This is a genomic window from Metabacillus litoralis (assembly GCF_003667825.1).
Lineage (GTDB): Bacteria > Bacillota > Bacilli > Bacillales > Bacillaceae > Metabacillus > Metabacillus litoralis_B.
This window is the reverse complement of the sequence record NZ_CP033043.1, coordinates 4,318,717-4,332,500: the sequence shown is the minus strand read 5'-3', so window position 1 is coordinate 4,332,500 and position 13,784 is coordinate 4,318,717. Positions and strand designations below refer to the sequence as shown.

The 13,784-nt window shown below is 37.1% G+C and carries 19 protein-coding genes, 1 rRNA gene and 1 pseudogene (1 of these 21 running past the window's edge); 2 read left to right on the top strand and 19 right to left on the bottom strand.

All coding sequences use genetic code 11. The features are described 5' to 3' along the window. Together D9842_RS21200 and D9842_RS21195 are read right to left on the bottom strand one after the other, a co-directional pair. Positions 1-469 (bottom strand): 16S ribosomal RNA (locus D9842_RS21200); it reaches 1,082 nt to the left of the window's first position. Positions 470-730: 261 nt separating this feature from the next. Beyond that, on the bottom strand, positions 731-925 hold the full coding sequence (locus tag D9842_RS21195; RefSeq protein ID WP_121664203.1) for a hypothetical protein: 195 nt from the start codon (positions 923-925) through the stop codon (positions 731-733). 112 nt (positions 926-1,037) lie between these two features. Here D9842_RS21195 and pdaB point away from each other — a divergent pair, with 112 nt between their 5' ends. Then, entirely contained in the window at positions 1,038-1,802 is a 765-nt protein-coding gene (pdaB, locus tag D9842_RS21190; RefSeq protein WP_121664202.1) for a polysaccharide deacetylase family sporulation protein PdaB, read from the top strand. Positions 1,803-2,374: 572 nt separating this feature from the next. Here the strand turns inward: pdaB and D9842_RS21185 are convergent. Further along, complete coding sequence (locus tag D9842_RS21185) at positions 2,375-2,974, bottom strand: KinB-signaling pathway activation protein (protein ID WP_121664201.1); 600 nt, start codon at positions 2,972-2,974, stop codon at positions 2,375-2,377. A gap of 146 nt (positions 2,975-3,120) precedes the next feature. On the opposite strand from D9842_RS21185, the gene gerD reads away from it, so the two are divergent. Next, positions 3,121-3,756 (top strand): spore germination lipoprotein GerD, encoded by a 636-nt coding sequence (gene gerD / locus D9842_RS21180; protein ID WP_121664200.1) that lies wholly within the window; start codon positions 3,121-3,123, stop codon positions 3,754-3,756. A 30-nt stretch (positions 3,757-3,786) separates the two neighbouring features. Here gerD and D9842_RS21175 read toward each other — a convergent pair whose 3' ends face one another. The 16 genes and pseudogenes from D9842_RS21175 to D9842_RS26415 form a co-directional block, all read right to left on the bottom strand. Further along, the gene (locus D9842_RS21175; RefSeq protein WP_121664199.1) at positions 3,787-4,848 is read right to left on the bottom strand and encodes an Mrp/NBP35 family ATP-binding protein; all 1,062 of its coding nucleotides are present in this window, start codon (positions 4,846-4,848) and stop codon (positions 3,787-3,789) included. Between the two features lie 86 nt (positions 4,849-4,934). Further along, positions 4,935-5,648 (bottom strand): N-acetylmuramoyl-L-alanine amidase CwlD, encoded by a 714-nt coding sequence (cwlD, locus tag D9842_RS21170; protein WP_121664198.1) that lies wholly within the window; start codon positions 5,646-5,648, stop codon positions 4,935-4,937. Positions 5,649-5,723: 75 nt separating this feature from the next. Beyond that, complete coding sequence (locus D9842_RS21165; RefSeq protein WP_121664197.1) at positions 5,724-6,161, bottom strand: DUF2521 family protein; 438 nt, start codon at positions 6,159-6,161, stop codon at positions 5,724-5,726. Positions 6,162-6,385: 224 nt separating this feature from the next. Continuing rightward, positions 6,386-6,778, bottom strand: a complete 393-nt coding sequence (gene rpsI / locus D9842_RS21160) for a 30S ribosomal protein S9 (RefSeq protein WP_121664196.1) — start codon at positions 6,776-6,778, stop codon at positions 6,386-6,388. Positions 6,779-6,800: 22 nt separating this feature from the next. Continuing rightward, positions 6,801-7,238, bottom strand: a complete 438-nt coding sequence (gene rplM, locus D9842_RS21155; RefSeq protein ID WP_121664195.1) for a 50S ribosomal protein L13 — start codon at positions 7,236-7,238, stop codon at positions 6,801-6,803. A gap of 155 nt (positions 7,239-7,393) precedes the next feature. Further along, the gene (truA, locus tag D9842_RS21150) at positions 7,394-8,134 is read right to left on the bottom strand and encodes a tRNA pseudouridine(38-40) synthase TruA (protein ID WP_121664194.1); all 741 of its coding nucleotides are present in this window, start codon (positions 8,132-8,134) and stop codon (positions 7,394-7,396) included. A gap of 9 nt (positions 8,135-8,143) precedes the next feature. Beyond that, positions 8,144-8,941, bottom strand: a complete 798-nt coding sequence (locus D9842_RS21145) for an energy-coupling factor transporter transmembrane component T family protein (protein WP_121664193.1) — start codon at positions 8,939-8,941, stop codon at positions 8,144-8,146. Next, entirely contained in the window at positions 8,938-9,804 is an 867-nt protein-coding gene (locus tag D9842_RS21140) for an energy-coupling factor ABC transporter ATP-binding protein (RefSeq protein WP_121664192.1), read from the bottom strand. Before D9842_RS21140 ends, D9842_RS21145 begins: the two co-directional genes overlap by 4 nt. Then, positions 9,780-10,619 (bottom strand): energy-coupling factor ABC transporter ATP-binding protein, encoded by an 840-nt coding sequence (locus tag D9842_RS21135; protein WP_121664191.1) that lies wholly within the window; start codon positions 10,617-10,619, stop codon positions 9,780-9,782. The genes D9842_RS21140 and D9842_RS21135 overlap by 25 nt, the downstream gene beginning before the upstream one ends. Before the next feature lie 164 nt (positions 10,620-10,783). Further along, the gene (gene rplQ / locus D9842_RS21130) at positions 10,784-11,179 is read right to left on the bottom strand and encodes a 50S ribosomal protein L17 (RefSeq protein WP_098798303.1); all 396 of its coding nucleotides are present in this window, start codon (positions 11,177-11,179) and stop codon (positions 10,784-10,786) included. 102 nt (positions 11,180-11,281) lie between these two features. Continuing rightward, on the bottom strand, positions 11,282-12,226 hold the full coding sequence (locus D9842_RS21125; RefSeq protein ID WP_098798304.1) for a DNA-directed RNA polymerase subunit alpha: 945 nt from the start codon (positions 12,224-12,226) through the stop codon (positions 11,282-11,284). Positions 12,227-12,402: 176 nt separating this feature from the next. Then, positions 12,403-12,792 carry a 30S ribosomal protein S11 gene (gene rpsK / locus D9842_RS21120; protein WP_098798305.1) on the bottom strand — a complete coding sequence of 130 codons (390 nt, stop codon included), beginning with the start codon at positions 12,790-12,792 and terminating at the stop codon, positions 12,403-12,405. A 22-nt stretch (positions 12,793-12,814) separates the two neighbouring features. After that, a complete protein-coding gene (rpsM, locus tag D9842_RS21115; RefSeq protein ID WP_098798306.1) occupies positions 12,815-13,180 on the bottom strand; it encodes a 30S ribosomal protein S13 in 366 nt (121 codons plus the stop codon). Between the two features lie 22 nt (positions 13,181-13,202). Continuing rightward, positions 13,203-13,316 carry a 50S ribosomal protein L36 gene (rpmJ, locus tag D9842_RS21110; RefSeq protein ID WP_003156543.1) on the bottom strand — a complete coding sequence of 38 codons (114 nt, stop codon included), beginning with the start codon at positions 13,314-13,316 and terminating at the stop codon, positions 13,203-13,205. Between the two features lie 36 nt (positions 13,317-13,352). Next, positions 13,353-13,571, bottom strand: coding sequence for a translation initiation factor IF-1 (gene infA, locus D9842_RS21105; protein ID WP_003348578.1), 219 nt, complete (start codon positions 13,569-13,571; stop codon positions 13,353-13,355). Next, positions 13,549-13,686 (bottom strand): annotated as a pseudogene (locus tag D9842_RS26415) (KOW domain-containing RNA-binding protein); the annotation flags it as partial. The pseudogene D9842_RS26415 and the gene infA, both read right to left, overlap by 23 nt. Between the last annotated feature and the right edge of the window lie 98 nt (positions 13,687-13,784).

Here is a 13,784-nt window from a genome sequence, read left to right as displayed (position 1 = left end):
CTGGTACTTGTTCTTCCCTAACAACAGAACTTTACGACCCGAAGGCCTTCATCGTTCACGCGGCGTTGCTCCGTCAGACTTTCGTCCATTGCGGAAGATTCCCTACTGCTGCCTCCCGTAGGAGTCTGGGCCGTGTCTCAGTCCCAGTGTGGCCGATCACCCTCTCAGGTCGGCTACGCATCGTCGCCTTGGTGAGCCGTTACCTCACCAACTAGCTAATGCGCCGCGGGTCCATCTGTAAGTGACAGCTAAAAGCCGTCTTTCAATTTTGAACCATGCAGTTCAAAATGTTATCCGGTATTAGCTCCGGTTTCCCGGAGTTATCCCAATCTTACAGGCAGGTTACCCACGTGTTACTCACCCGTCCGCCGCTAACCTCAGGGAGCAAGCTCCCATTGGTTCGCTCGACTTGCATGTATTAGGCACGCCGCCAGCGTTCGTCCTGAGCCAGGATCAAACTCTCCAATAAAGAGTTGATGTAGCTCATAAAGTTTGTACTATATAGTACATTGTTTTTGTTAATAAAAAATTAACGTTGGCACGCTTGGTTTTGTTTAGTTTTCAAAGATCATTTCACGTCGTTCTCTCAGAAGCGACTTTATCAATATAACATTTTAACTAAGTTAGTGTCAACCATCTTTTTAAAAAGTTTTTTCAAGAGATAAACACTGTCGCTCAGCAGCGACGTTTTATACTATATCACCATTTTGAAAGAAGGTCAACAAAATCATTAAAGTTTTTTTGTTATTTTAGACATCACATTTACTAGTATATCTCTTTTTTCTTTTAATGCTCTTTCTTTTACACTATTTCCTTCACCAAGTGACGCTCTAATGTATATAAGCTCATCTAATTCCGATAACTCTCTTATTAACATTTGCTCAATTTCTTTCCTTTCCTTCTCATGAAATAAGTAGTAGATCATCCTTTTCTCCTCCTACTTACTCATTCTTTCTATATAATTTTATTTTTAATCATGTAAATAAGCGTCCAAGCATAGACTTGTCTCAAGAGAATGTTGTCTGAGGAGGACCGTTATGAATCAATTTCACGTATTTCATATTAAGAAAATTAAACAGTTGGCCTTAATTATGTTAGCTGCATTTTTCACTGCCGGAATTCTATATGTTGAGAATGTATTAAACTATCCTGTTTTCTCAACATCAGATGGCCCAAAAGCAATTTACCGAGGAGAAACGAAAAACAATGAAATTGCTTTAACCTTTGATATAAGCTGGGGAGATGTTAAAGCAGAGAGTATTCTTGATACATTAAAAAAGCAGAACATAAAAAATAGTACATTCTTTTTGTCAGCTTCATGGGCTGAAAGGCATCCTGATGTTGTAAAACGGATTAAAGAAGATGGGCACCAGATCGGAAGCATGGGATATAACTACAAAGATTATCGAGATTTGGAGCCAAACGAAGTACGAAAAGACCTATCCATGGCTCAGGAGGTATTTACTAAACTTGGTGTAAAGGATATTAAATTGCTCCGCCCACCAAGTGGAGGCTTTAATAAAGATGTTCTTAAGATTGCTTCACAGCAAGGGTATACAGTAGTGCATTATAGTGTCGATTCAGATGATTGGACTAACCCTGGTGTTGAAGCAATTGTAGAGAATACCACTTCTTCTATAAAAGGTGGAGACATTGTTCTATTGCATGCATCTGATTCCGCTAAACAAACAAATGAGGCTCTTCCCACAATTATTAAGGAAATAAGAAGTAAAGGACTACAAAATGTTACAGTCGACGAATTAATCGCTAATGCTCAAACAAAGTCTTCTGAAGTTAAGTAGTTTTCTTTTAGAGTATATTGCGTTTCTTCTTAGTTTCAATGTGAAGAGGCGTTGTGCGATTACTCTATTTAAAGTTATGTATAATGGGACTATCCGCTTCAGTATGAAGGCACTGTTGTAGTCTTTAAAAATTATTGGTCTTTATACTTTTATGAGGAACATTTCTCTTGGCCTTCATGCTGACTTTGGTCTTCATCTCCTCTATGAAGACCATTTCTCTTGTTCCTCATACTACTTTTGATCATCATCTCCTTTATGAAGACCATTTCTCTTATTCCCCATACCACTTTTAGCCTTCATCTCCTGTATGAAGACCATTTCTCTTGTTCCTCATACTACTTTTGATCATCATCTCCTTTATGAAGACCATTTCTCTTATTCCCCATACAACTTTTGGTCCTCATCTCCTTTATGAAGACCATTTCTCTTATTCCCCATACAACTTTTGGTCCTCATCTCCTTTATATTTAAATATCATCCCTTAAAAAATCTCTTATAAATATAAAAGGGATACAAATCATATGATTTGTATCCCTTTACCTTAGAGGTAGATCCTACACTTGGGAGTTAGCTCATTTTTGCTGAAGAAATTTAGGAAGCATTAATAATTGGTAGGCATTACAGATCTGAATAGGAATAAGCATGAGTAATAGCCAGTCCTCTTCGTTAACGCGTAATGCTGGAAACCATTCAATAACAGTTACAACAATCATAAAGAATAAAGCAGGTACAAATGCCTCTTTATTTGTATCCTTTCTTTTCATGAAAGCAACTAAAAGTCCAACAATAAATACATAACCTGCTATTAAGATGTAAGATGTTAACGCTTCATTCTCTTTACTGAATAACTGATATCGGAAGTAAACTAAGTCAAATAAAACAAAAATAACTAAAATAAGCTGAGCAATATTCCATAAGGAAGTTGATCTAAATATTCCTAACCCGAACCTATGTATGGTTAAATAAGCGAAAAAACCCATTTGAGATATCACGCTAAAAATTAAACCTACTCCGAATAACCAGAATAAAACAGATAAAATCTCAAGTACATCAAAAGTAATAAATAATTCTTTATATTCTTCCCATTTCAGGAGAAACCCAATAACACTTGTAGCTACTCCACCAACTAGCAAAGTACTTAAAAATAATCGAACCCAATTTCTACTTTTCACTTATATATCCTCCATCATATTACTCCTTATGATTTTACCAATCCTTCATTAAAAAAGCCATACGTAACGATTTTCCTCGTATAAATTCTCTAATCTAAATCAAAATATATATAGTATCACGCAAATAGAAAGGAGCTTGGATTACCATGAAGAGATACTCGCTCCTCATGACTTTAGCTGTTTTTATCTTTATGTCTGGGTGTGCCCCGAGAGAAGAATCAGGCACACAAATGGACTATGAGGAAACTAAAAAGATGGTTGTTGATATATTAAAAACAGACGATGGGAAAAAGGCATTACAGGAAGTCATGAAAGATGAAGAAATGAAACAGGTTCTAATCATGGACCAAAGCATTGTGAAAGAAACAATTAAAACAACTTTAACCTCTAAAGAAGGAACTAAATTTTGGCAAAAGGTATTTGAGGATCCAAAATTTGTTGAAAGCTTTGCAACAAGTATTAAGGATGAACATGAGAAGGTTATTAAAGAGCTAATGAAAGACCCTGACTATCAGAAATTACTTATCGATGTTTTTAAAGATCCAGAAATGGAAAAGAATTTCCTTACCGCAGTTAAAAGTCAAGAATTTAGAAAGCATCTTCAAGAAGTAATAACTGAAACCCTTTCTAGCCCACTATATAAAGCGCAAATTCAAGAAACTCTGTTAAAAGCTGCTGAGGAGGCTGGCCAACAAAGTGGTGGTGGTCAAGAAGCTGAGCAAGGTGGTGGCGGCGAACAAAGTGGTGGAAGTGGAGAAGAAGGTGGCGGTGGAGGTAGTTAACAATAAAAAAAGCGCTAATATAGCGCTTTTTTATGCTTTCACTGGAATTAATTTAGTCACTTGTTGTCCTATTGAATCATATATTTTTCCTATTGGATGGTCTGCAGCATACACAGATGGTGCAAAATCATCGTCATTCCAGTCTGGTTGTTGTAAAGGAATTTTTCCTAATAACGGTACTCTTAACTCTTCAGCTAATTTCTCACCGCCGCCACGGCCAAATACATATTCTTTCTCGCCTGTTTTGGCACTTTCAAAATAAGCCATATTTTCTACAACACCAATTACTTCATGATCAGTTTGTAATGCCATGGCTCCCGCTCTAGCTGCTACAAATGCCGCTGTAGGATGAGGCGTTGACACAATGATTTCTTTACATGAAGGAAGCATTGAATGAACATCTAATGCCACATCACCTGTTCCTGGAGGCAAATCTAATAAAAGAAAATCTAAATCTCCCCATTCAACTTCATTAAAGAAGTTATTTAACATTTTCCCAAGCATCGGGCCTCTCCAAATAACAGGTGCGTTATCTTCAACAAAAAATCCCATTGAGATCACCTTGACTCCAAATCTCTCAACCGGAATAATTTTTTCACCTTTAACAGCAGGTCTCTTTGTTATTCCCATCATATCAGGTACACTAAATCCATATATATCTGCATCTATTAACCCTACTTTTTTCCCTAGACGTGCTAGAGACACAGCAAGATTTACCGAAACTGTTGATTTACCTACTCCACCTTTACCACTGGCGATTGCAAGAAATGTTGTTTTATTTCCAGGGGATAATAAAGAATCTGACTGATTTCCAACAGTATCTTGATAAGCAGCTATCGTTTCTTGAGAAAGTTCATGAAAACGAAGTCCAACAGATTCTGCTCCTAGCTCTTTTACTATCGCAACAACCTTTTGTTGTAATTGAAGCTGCTCTGCTGTGTTTAGTTTTGAAATACCTATTCTCAGGCTAACATGTTGCTTTTCCTGCTTTATGTTTATTTCCTCAATAGCATTTAATTCTTCTAATGATATATGTAAGAAAGGATCTTCTAGTTTTCCTATTGCTGTTTTTATTGCATCTTCTCTTAGCATGATATTCCACCCTTATTATGAAGTCGTTTACATCAGTATAACATAATTTTCTGATAAGGTAAGAAATCAGGGCTTAGCTATGCTCCTTATTCTGGAGGATTTTTCTCATTTGAAAAATACCTTAAAACTCCATTATAGATAGAAGCAGCAACTTTATCTTGATAACTCTGAGTCTGAAGTAGTTTTTCTTCTTCTGGATTTGATAAAAATCCTACTTCAACTAGAGCACCTGGCTTTTCAAGGTTTTTAAGAAGATATACTCCATCAATCGGCTTGGCAACTCGCTCTGTATTTTCAAGATTTCTTCTTAATTCATCTTGTATATACTTTGCAATATTTTCGTTTTCAATATATCTTCCACTATAAAAAGTTTGCGCACCACTCCACTTTGCTGAAGGAATTGCATTTAGATGAATACTTAAAAATAGATCCGCTTCAGATTCATTGATTATCTTTACACGTTTTTTTAGATCCTCGGCTTTTCTTCGACTATATCCAGTGGTATCTTCTTCTGCTAAATCTACATCCTCTTCTCTCGTAAGCAATACAAGTGCACCTTGTTCTTGAAGGTAATCTCTTATAATTAACGAAATACTTAAAGATATATCCTTTTCTAAGGTATCACTACCAACTGCTCCCCCATCTGGCCCTCCATGACCAGGATCAATATAAATCACCTTTCCAGTGAGCGGTAAATTCCATGATTCAAACGATTTGTTATCCGAAAATTGCCACTGAAATAGTATAAGTAATAAAACAAAGCCCCCAATAAAGCTTAACCATTTTATTTTTTTATTCATCCCTATTCCCTCCTGCTCGTCCTCATTTCAATATATGGGACAACGGATAGGAATATGATTATTCTTAATTAGAAACTAATGAAGTCTTAACTTGTATCTTTTTTCACCTTTTAGATATCCTTCTTTCCACCAAATATGAATATAATATTCACAGGCTAAGTGAATTTCCTCGAAGGAAAGGTCCCCCTCTTTTACTTTACCCCATGTAATAAAGTAGTCAAATAAATCATCAATTAACCTTTTCTCTTCTAATTGACATCTTTTATGGGCTGATTGCATAGATTCTCCATAATAGCCAAACTTACTGTACTTGGCACCAAGTAAAAATGCCTCTATAGCAAAATCGATACATCCATCTTCAACCACTGATTTTTTAAAATTACTATTAAAGCTTCCAAAACAATCATCAATTTTCCCTTTAATATCTGTTAAAGAAAGTTCTCTTAACATCTTTCTTTCATATTTTAATTCCTTCTGATGTCTCTTCTGCTTTAAAGAAATAATTTCATTCATTGTAGATGCCTCCCTTATATGTATTGTTTATCACTACCTGTTTCTCATTCGTAAAAATGCTGCCAATTTCATCTAAGAAATGAAAATGAGAAATAAAAATTATTTCCCAAGAAATGAAAAGTGACAGGCACCTCCCGAAGTTTGTCGAATAGACAATACAAATATAAAAAAGGAAATAAAAAAAGACCCCCAACCAATTGGTTGAGAGTCTTTGAAACGTAAAATTAACGTTTTGAGAACTGAGGTGCACGACGAGCGCCTTTAAGACCGTATTTTTTACGTTCTTTCATACGAGAGTCACGAGTTAATAAACCAGCGCGTTTAAGTGATGCACGGTATTCTGGATCTGCTTCTAATAAAGCACGAGAGATACCATGACGGATAGCGCCTGCTTGACCAGCATATCCACCACCTGAAACATTAACAAGAACATCATAGTTACCTGCAGTTTCAGTTAAGTTTAATGGTTGTTTAATATCTTCGATAAGTGCAGCTGATGGGATATATTCTGTAATATCACGATTGTTTACAACGATACGGCCTTCGCCTGGAACTAGACGTACACGAGCAACTGAGCTTTTACGACGACCAGTACCGTAATATTGAACCTGTGCCAAATTAATTACCTCCTCTTAATGATTATCCGCGAAGTTCGTAAACTTCAGGTTGTTGTGCTTGGTGTTGATGTTCGCTACCAGCATATACATGTAATTTCTTAGCCATTTGACGACCTAATGAACCTTTTGGAAGCATTCCTTTGATTGCTAATTCAAGCATTTTCTCAGGATAGTTCGTACGCATTTCCAAAGCAGTTCTAGATTTTAAACCACCTGGGAATTGGCTGTGACGGTAGTAAATTTTATCAGTTAATTTTTTACCTGTTAATTCAATTTTACCAGCGTTGATTAGAATTACATGATCTCCAGTGTCAACGTGTGGTGTGTAAGTTGGTTTATGCTTACCACGTAGGATAGATGCAACTTCACTTGCAAGGCGACCTAAAGTTTTGCCTTCAGCATCTACTACGTACCATTTACGTTCGATATTTGCAGCGTTTGCCATAAACGTTGTACGCATTATTTTCTTCCTCCTAGTTAGTTAAAATAAAAGATGGTTCCTATTCTATTTCATAACACGATAAGTTTCCGGGGCTTATTCGTGGGGTTGAAATACATACCATTAGATATAATATACTGTATATAACCTAATGTCAAGGGAATGTTACACCTGGTTTAGTTGTCATAGTAAACTTTCCATAAATATAAACCATGACCTGGGACAGTTTTCCCACTTAAAGATCTGTCTCTTCCATTTATTACAGCTGAAATACTTTCAGGACTCCTCATCCCTTGGCCTACTTCTAACAATGTTCCTACTAAAATCCTCACCATATTATATAAAAAACCATTACCAACAAAAGAAAAAATAATATCAGATTCCTCTTTAATTATATCAATGGAAAAAATGGTCCTAACCTTATCTTCCACTTCTGTTTTTGCTACACAAAAGCTCGTAAAATCATGTGTACCACAAAGATATTGAGATGCTTTTCTCATTAACTCCACATCTAAAGGATATGGGAAATGATACATATAATGTCGTTTAAACACATCTTGGATTTTAGCAGTATTAATTTGGTAACGATATTCTTTTTTCAGCGCATGAAATCTAGAATGAAAATCATCATCTACGTATACAGCCTCTTTAATCGATATATCATCTGGCAGCAAGCTATTTAAGGCATATGGCCATTTTTCCTCAGGAATGCTTAAATGGGTATCAAAGTGAAAAACTTGGCCTAATGCATGAACCTGTGCATCTGTTCTGCCAGACGCAAAAATCTTTACAGCTTGTCCTTTATGAAGCTTTAATAGAGAATTCTCTATTTCACTTTGAACTGTTCTTTTATTTGGTTGCACCTGATATCCGCTGAATTGTGTTCCGTCATAAGATACAATGCATTTTACTCTCATCTTTTGCTCCTATGTCCGTAAATATAGTAAGGCTACTCCTAAAACCACTAAAAGTGCCAAAAGTGAGGTATCGAGTATCCCCCATTTTAACTGACGCAACTTTGTACGCCCTTCTCCCCCGTTATATCCACGAGCCTCCATCGCTGTAGCAAGCTCCTCAGCCCTTTTAAAGGCACTAATAAACAGAGGAACAAGCAATGGAACAACAGCCTTAAAACGGTCCTTCACAGGGCCTCCTGTAAAGTCTACACCTCTTGCCATTTGTGCCTTTAATATTTTATCAGTTTCCTCCATTAATGTTGGAATAAATCTTAAAGAAATCGACATCATTAAAGCCAGTTCATGGACAGGCAATCCAAGTTTACCAAATGGACCTAATAGACTTTCCATACCATCTGTAATTTCAATTGGAGTAGTAGTTAAAGTTAGGATCGTAGTAATTAAAATAAGATATAAAAACCTAAGTGAAATATAGATCCCTTGCTTCAGACCCTCTTCATAAATCTTCATAAATCTTAAGTCAATTAAGACTTCGCCTTCCTTTGTCACTATGAGATGCAGAAAAAAGGTAAAAAGAATAATCCATAAAACAGGCCTAAGTCCTCTTATTAAAAACCTAAGAGGTAGCTTTGTCATTAAAACAATGAAAAGGGTAAATACACCTAAAAGAGCATAAGTGAGAAAATTATTGGCAATAAAAACAATAAACACAAAAGCAAAGATTAGGATTAATTTGGCCCTAGGATCCATTCTATGAATAAGGGAAGAGCCTGGTACATATTTACCAATAATGATATTGTTCATCAAGCCTGCCCCACCTCTTTCATAAGGGAGCTCAATTGATCAACTGTTTCCTCTAACGTTAGTGGAATCTCTCCTAAAGATATTCCTTTTGCAGCAAGCTTTTGCTGAAGCTTAACTGTTTCAGGTAAATCTAAGCCTAATGCTGAAAGCTTCTCTCCTTCACTAAAGATCTCTCTTGGAGTCCCTCTCATTTCAATGGTGCCTTTATGCATGACAATAATTTCATCAGAGTATTTTGCAGCATCCTCCATACTATGAGTAACCAAAATAATCGTTAAGTTTTGCTCACGACGAAGTTTATAGAATAAGTCCATCATTTCTTTTCGTCCTTTAGGGTCTAATCCCGCAGTAGGTTCATCCAGAACCAAAACCTCAGGACCCATAGCTAAAACACCAGCAATGGCAACTCTCCGCATTTGTCCACCACTTAAATCAAACGGTGACTTCTGTAAAATGGCTTCAGGTAAACCTACTATTTCAAGTGATTTCTTTGCCTTTTTAAAAGCATCCTCTTCACTTACACCAAAATTCATTGGACCAAAAGCTATATCTTTCTCAACCGTTTCTTCGAAAAGCTGATGTTCCGGAAATTGAAACACTATACCTACAAGCCTTCTAACTTCCTTAAGGTTCTTTTGTTTTTTACCCGCCTCAATGATATGAGAACCAATTTGAACAGAGCCATTGGTAGGCTTTAACAAACCATTTAAATGTTGTAGAATGGTGGACTTACCTGAGCCGGTGTGACCTATAATGGATAAATAGGTTCCCTTTTTAATAGAGAGGTTTACATCATAAAGTGCAAGTCGTTCAAATGGTGTTCGTGCTTGATAACGATGTTCTACATTTTTGAACGTAATGTCCATAGCTCTTCCACCAGCCCTTCTTCAGTCAAATGGTTCCCCTTAATTGGGATACCTTTCTCTCTTAACTTCTTACTTAACTGTAGAGGAAATGGCAAGTCTAAGCCGATTTTAACTAACTCATCATCAAGCTTAAATACTTCATTTGGTGTACCTTCCGCAAACTTCTTACCACCATTCATCACAATGATTCGGTCAGCTTTAGATGCTTCTTCTAAATCATGTGTTATGGAAATAACGGTTAAAGTCCCCTGATCATTCAGGTCCCTAACAGTTTGAATAACTTCTTCTCTTCCTAGTGGATCTAACATTGAAGTTGCTTCATCAAGAATGATGATATCCGGCTGAACTGCTATGACTCCTGCAATAGCAACACGTTGTTTTTGTCCACCTGAAAGATGATGCGGTTCATGTTCAAGAAATTGATCCATGCTAACCTTTTTTGTCGCCCAATCAATTCTCCTTACCATTTCATCCCTAGCAACTCCGTGATTCTCTAATCCAAAGGCTACATCATCTTTAACAGTGGTACCAACAAATTGATTATCAGGATTCTGAAAAACCATTCCAACATGTTTCCGTATATCCCAAATCGTCTCTTCAGATAATTCAATTCCACACACTCGAACCTTTCCTTTATCAGGAACATATAGTCCATTTAATATACGTGCTAGAGTTGATTTACCTGAGCCGTTATGACCAACAATAGCAAGCCATTCTCCCTTATTAACTTGTATAGATACATTCTCTAACGCAGGAGCAGCTTCTTGATGATAGTGAAATGTTATATTTTCAACATCGATGATTGTCTGACCCATCCTCGTCTCTCCTAATCTTTCTATACGTGATCATGACCACAACTCTTGGTACAGTATCAAGGGAAGGAACGTGATCAATGATGAATCTATTAATGTATTTCCTTCCCTATAAAAAAAGGGCATTGATCCAGTTATGAAACTGTCACGCCCTTGTAAGAAACTTATTAAACTAATTCAATGATGACCATTGGAGCACCGTCTCCGCGACGAGGTCCAAGTTTCATAATACGAGTGTAACCACCTTGACGGTCTTCGTAACGTGGAGCGATATCACTGAAAAGTTTTTCTAAAGCATATTTTGGCTTATCCTTTTCTTTACCTTCTTCAGTTGTAACAGATACAACTTCAGCTACTTCATTACGTACATATGCTGCAGCTAAACGACGAGCATGAAGGTCTCCGCGCTTTCCTAGTGTGATCATCTTTTCAACAGTAGAACGTAATTCTTTTGCACGAGCTTCTGTTGTTTCAATGCGCTCACTAATGATTAAGTCAGTAGTTAAGTCACGTAGCATTGCTTTACGTTGAGCACTAGTACGGCCTAATTTTCTGTATGACATGAGATGTCCCCTCCTTCGTTGTATAATGTATGTTGTTATTTAATAGAGGCAAGCTATTTTTACCGATAGCATACGAAAATGCTAGTTTTTACAAACTAGTCATCAGTCGTCTTTTCGAAGACCTAAACCTAGTTCTTCTAATTTTGCCTTAACTTCTTCAAGAGATTTACGACCTAGATTTCGAACCTTCATCATATCTTCCTCTGTTTTATGAGCTAACTCTTGCACTGTATTAATTCCAGCACGTTTTAAACAGTTGTAAGAACGTACAGATAGATCTAATTCTTCAATCGTCATCTCAAGAACTTTTTCTTTTTGATCCTCTTCTTTTTCAACCATAATCTCCGCATTTTGAGCTTCATCAGTAAGCCCTACGAAGATATTAAGGTGTTCTGTAAGGATCTTAGAACCTAAAGCAATTGCTTCTTTCGGCCCTGTACTTCCATCTGTCCAAACATCTAACGTTAACTTATCATAGTTAGCAACTTGACCTACACGTGTTTTTTCTACTTGGTAGGAAACACGAGCTACTGGTGTAAAGATCGAGTCAATAGGAATAACGCCTATCGGCTGGTCTTCACGTTTGTTAGAATCAGCTGGTGTATAACCACGTCCGCGCTTAGCTGTTAGCCTCATTCTAAAGCTAGCATCTGAAGCTAGAGTTGCAATATGAAGATCTGGATTTAAAATCTCTACATCACTATCATGAGTAATATCGGATGCAGTTACACTACCTTCGCCTTGAACATCAATTTCTAGCGTCTTTTCTTCATCTGAATAGATTTTAAGAGCAAGCTTTTTAATGTTTAAGATAATCGAAGTAACATCTTCAACAACACCTTCGATCGTTGAAAACTCATGAAGTACGCCATCTATTTGGATCGATGTTACAGCGGCACCAGGGAGTGAGGATAAAAGAATACGACGTAAGGAGTTACCCAAAGTTGTACCATATCCACGCTCAAGTGGCTCGACGACGAATTTACCATATTTGGCATCATCGCTGATTTCAACCGTTTCGATTTTTGGTTTTTCAATTTCTATCATCTATAAACCCTCCTTCAAAACGTCGAAACCCCGGCTAGACTCTATAGATTCATGTCTAACCGAAATTCCCCATTCAAAAGTTCCCGAATGTGCACAACAACAGAATGTTTCTGCTAGAACTTATATACTGTATCATAACCCATTATTGACAGGGATACAAAATCTATACAGAAAATTTACACACGACGACGTTTTGGTGGACGGCATCCATTATGTGGTACTGGAGTAACATCTCTGATTGCAGTTACTTCTAGACCTGCAGCTTGAAGAGAACGGATTGCAGCTTCACGTCCTGCACCTGGTCCTTTAACAGTAACTTCTAGAGTTTTTAAACCATGATCCATAGATGCTTTTGCAGCTGTTTCTGCAGCCATTTGTGCAGCGAAAGGAGTAGATTTACGAGAACCTCTAAAACCTAACGCACCAGCACTTGACCATGAAATCGCATTACCATGAGTATCAGTAATAGTAACAATCGTGTTATTGAATGTTGAACGGATATGAGCAATACCACTTTCAATATTCTTTTTCACACGACGTTTACGAGTGTTCGTTTTACGTGCCATTATTGGTTAACCTCCTTTTACCTTATTTTTTCTTGTTTGCTACTGTACGACGTGGTCCTTTACGTGTACGAGCATTGTTTTTCGTGTTTTGTCCGCGAACTGGTAAGCCACGACGGTGACGGATACCACGGAATGAACCGATCTCGATTAGACGTTTAATGTTAAGAGAGATTTCACGACGAAGGTCACCCTCAACTTTAAGCTTATCGATTACATCACGAATTTTCCCTAACTCTTCTTCAGTTAAATCACGTACACGAGTATCTTCAGAAACTCCAGCTTCAGCTAGAACTTTTTCAGCAGTAGAACGTCCGATCCCGAAAATATACGTTAATGAAATAACAACACGTTTGTCGCGAGGAATATCAACACCTGCAATACGAGCCATTATGCTTGCACCTCCTTATATATTAACCTTGTTTTTGCTTATGTTTAGGATTCTCACATATAACCATGACTTTGCCTTTTCTGCGAATAACTTTACATTTCTCACAGATCGGTTTAACAGATGGTCTGACCTTCATGATTTTAATACCTCCTTAGTAGTACGGAGTGCTAAATTATTTAAAACGGTACGTAATTCTACCACGAGTTAAATCATATGGAGATAATTCTACCGTAACTTTGTCTCCAGGTAAAATACGAATGAAATGCATGCGAATCTTTCCGGATACATGCGCTAATACCGTATGACCGTTCTCAAGTTCTACCTTAAACATTGCGTTTGGTAATGTTTCAACAACAGTTCCTTCTACTTCAATTACATCGTCTTTCGCCATTGAACTGTTCTCCCTTCTTCAAATCAGTAACTTGCTCATCGACAAACTCAGGATTATATAACCTAATTGTCACACGACCTGCTTCTAATATACTGTTCTGAACTTCTGGAGATACGCTAATAGATCATTCCTGGTGATGAAGAAAAACTCTCGCTTTCTCCGTCAGCTAAAACGATACCCCTCTTATCTTGGCGCATATTTTATAGCTGATCA

Excerpts from the sequence above, each read along its gene's own strand:
- D9842_RS21195 (WP_121664203.1), bottom strand. The coding sequence starts at position 925 with ATGATCTACTACTTATTTCATGAGAAGGAAAGGAAAGAAATTGAGCAA.
- pdaB (WP_121664202.1), top strand. The coding sequence starts at position 1,038 with ATGAATCAATTTCACGTATTTCATATTAAGAAAATTAAACAGTTGGCC.
- gerD (WP_121664200.1), top strand. The coding sequence starts at position 3,121 with ATGAAGAGATACTCGCTCCTCATGACTTTAGCTGTTTTTATCTTTATG.
- D9842_RS21175 (WP_121664199.1), bottom strand. The coding sequence starts at position 4,848 with ATGCTAAGAGAAGATGCAATAAAAACAGCAATAGGAAAACTAGAAGAT.
- cwlD (WP_121664198.1), bottom strand. The coding sequence starts at position 5,648 with ATGAATAAAAAAATAAAATGGTTAAGCTTTATTGGGGGCTTTGTTTTA.
- D9842_RS21165 (WP_121664197.1), bottom strand. The coding sequence starts at position 6,161 with ATGAATGAAATTATTTCTTTAAAGCAGAAGAGACATCAGAAGGAATTA.
- rplM (WP_121664195.1), bottom strand. The coding sequence starts at position 7,238 with ATGCGTACAACGTTTATGGCAAACGCTGCAAATATCGAACGTAAATGG.
- truA (WP_121664194.1), bottom strand. The coding sequence starts at position 8,134 with ATGAGAGTAAAATGCATTGTATCTTATGACGGAACACAATTCAGCGGA.
- D9842_RS21140 (WP_121664192.1), bottom strand. The coding sequence starts at position 9,804 with ATGGACATTACGTTCAAAAATGTAGAACATCGTTATCAAGCACGAACA.
- D9842_RS21135 (WP_121664191.1), bottom strand. The coding sequence starts at position 10,619 with ATGGGTCAGACAATCATCGATGTTGAAAATATAACATTTCACTATCAT.
- rplQ (WP_098798303.1), bottom strand. The coding sequence starts at position 11,179 with ATGTCATACAGAAAATTAGGCCGTACTAGTGCTCAACGTAAAGCAATG.
- D9842_RS21125 (WP_098798304.1), bottom strand. The coding sequence starts at position 12,226 with ATGATAGAAATTGAAAAACCAAAAATCGAAACGGTTGAAATCAGCGAT.
- rpsK (WP_098798305.1), bottom strand. The coding sequence starts at position 12,792 with ATGGCACGTAAAACGAACACTCGTAAACGTCGTGTGAAAAAGAATATT.
- rpsM (WP_098798306.1), bottom strand. The coding sequence starts at position 13,180 with ATGGCTCGTATTGCAGGTGTTGATATTCCTCGCGACAAACGTGTTGTT.
- rpmJ (WP_003156543.1), bottom strand. The coding sequence starts at position 13,316 with ATGAAGGTCAGACCATCTGTTAAACCGATCTGTGAGAAATGTAAAGTT.
- infA (WP_003348578.1), bottom strand. The coding sequence starts at position 13,571 with ATGGCGAAAGACGATGTAATTGAAGTAGAAGGAACTGTTGTTGAAACA.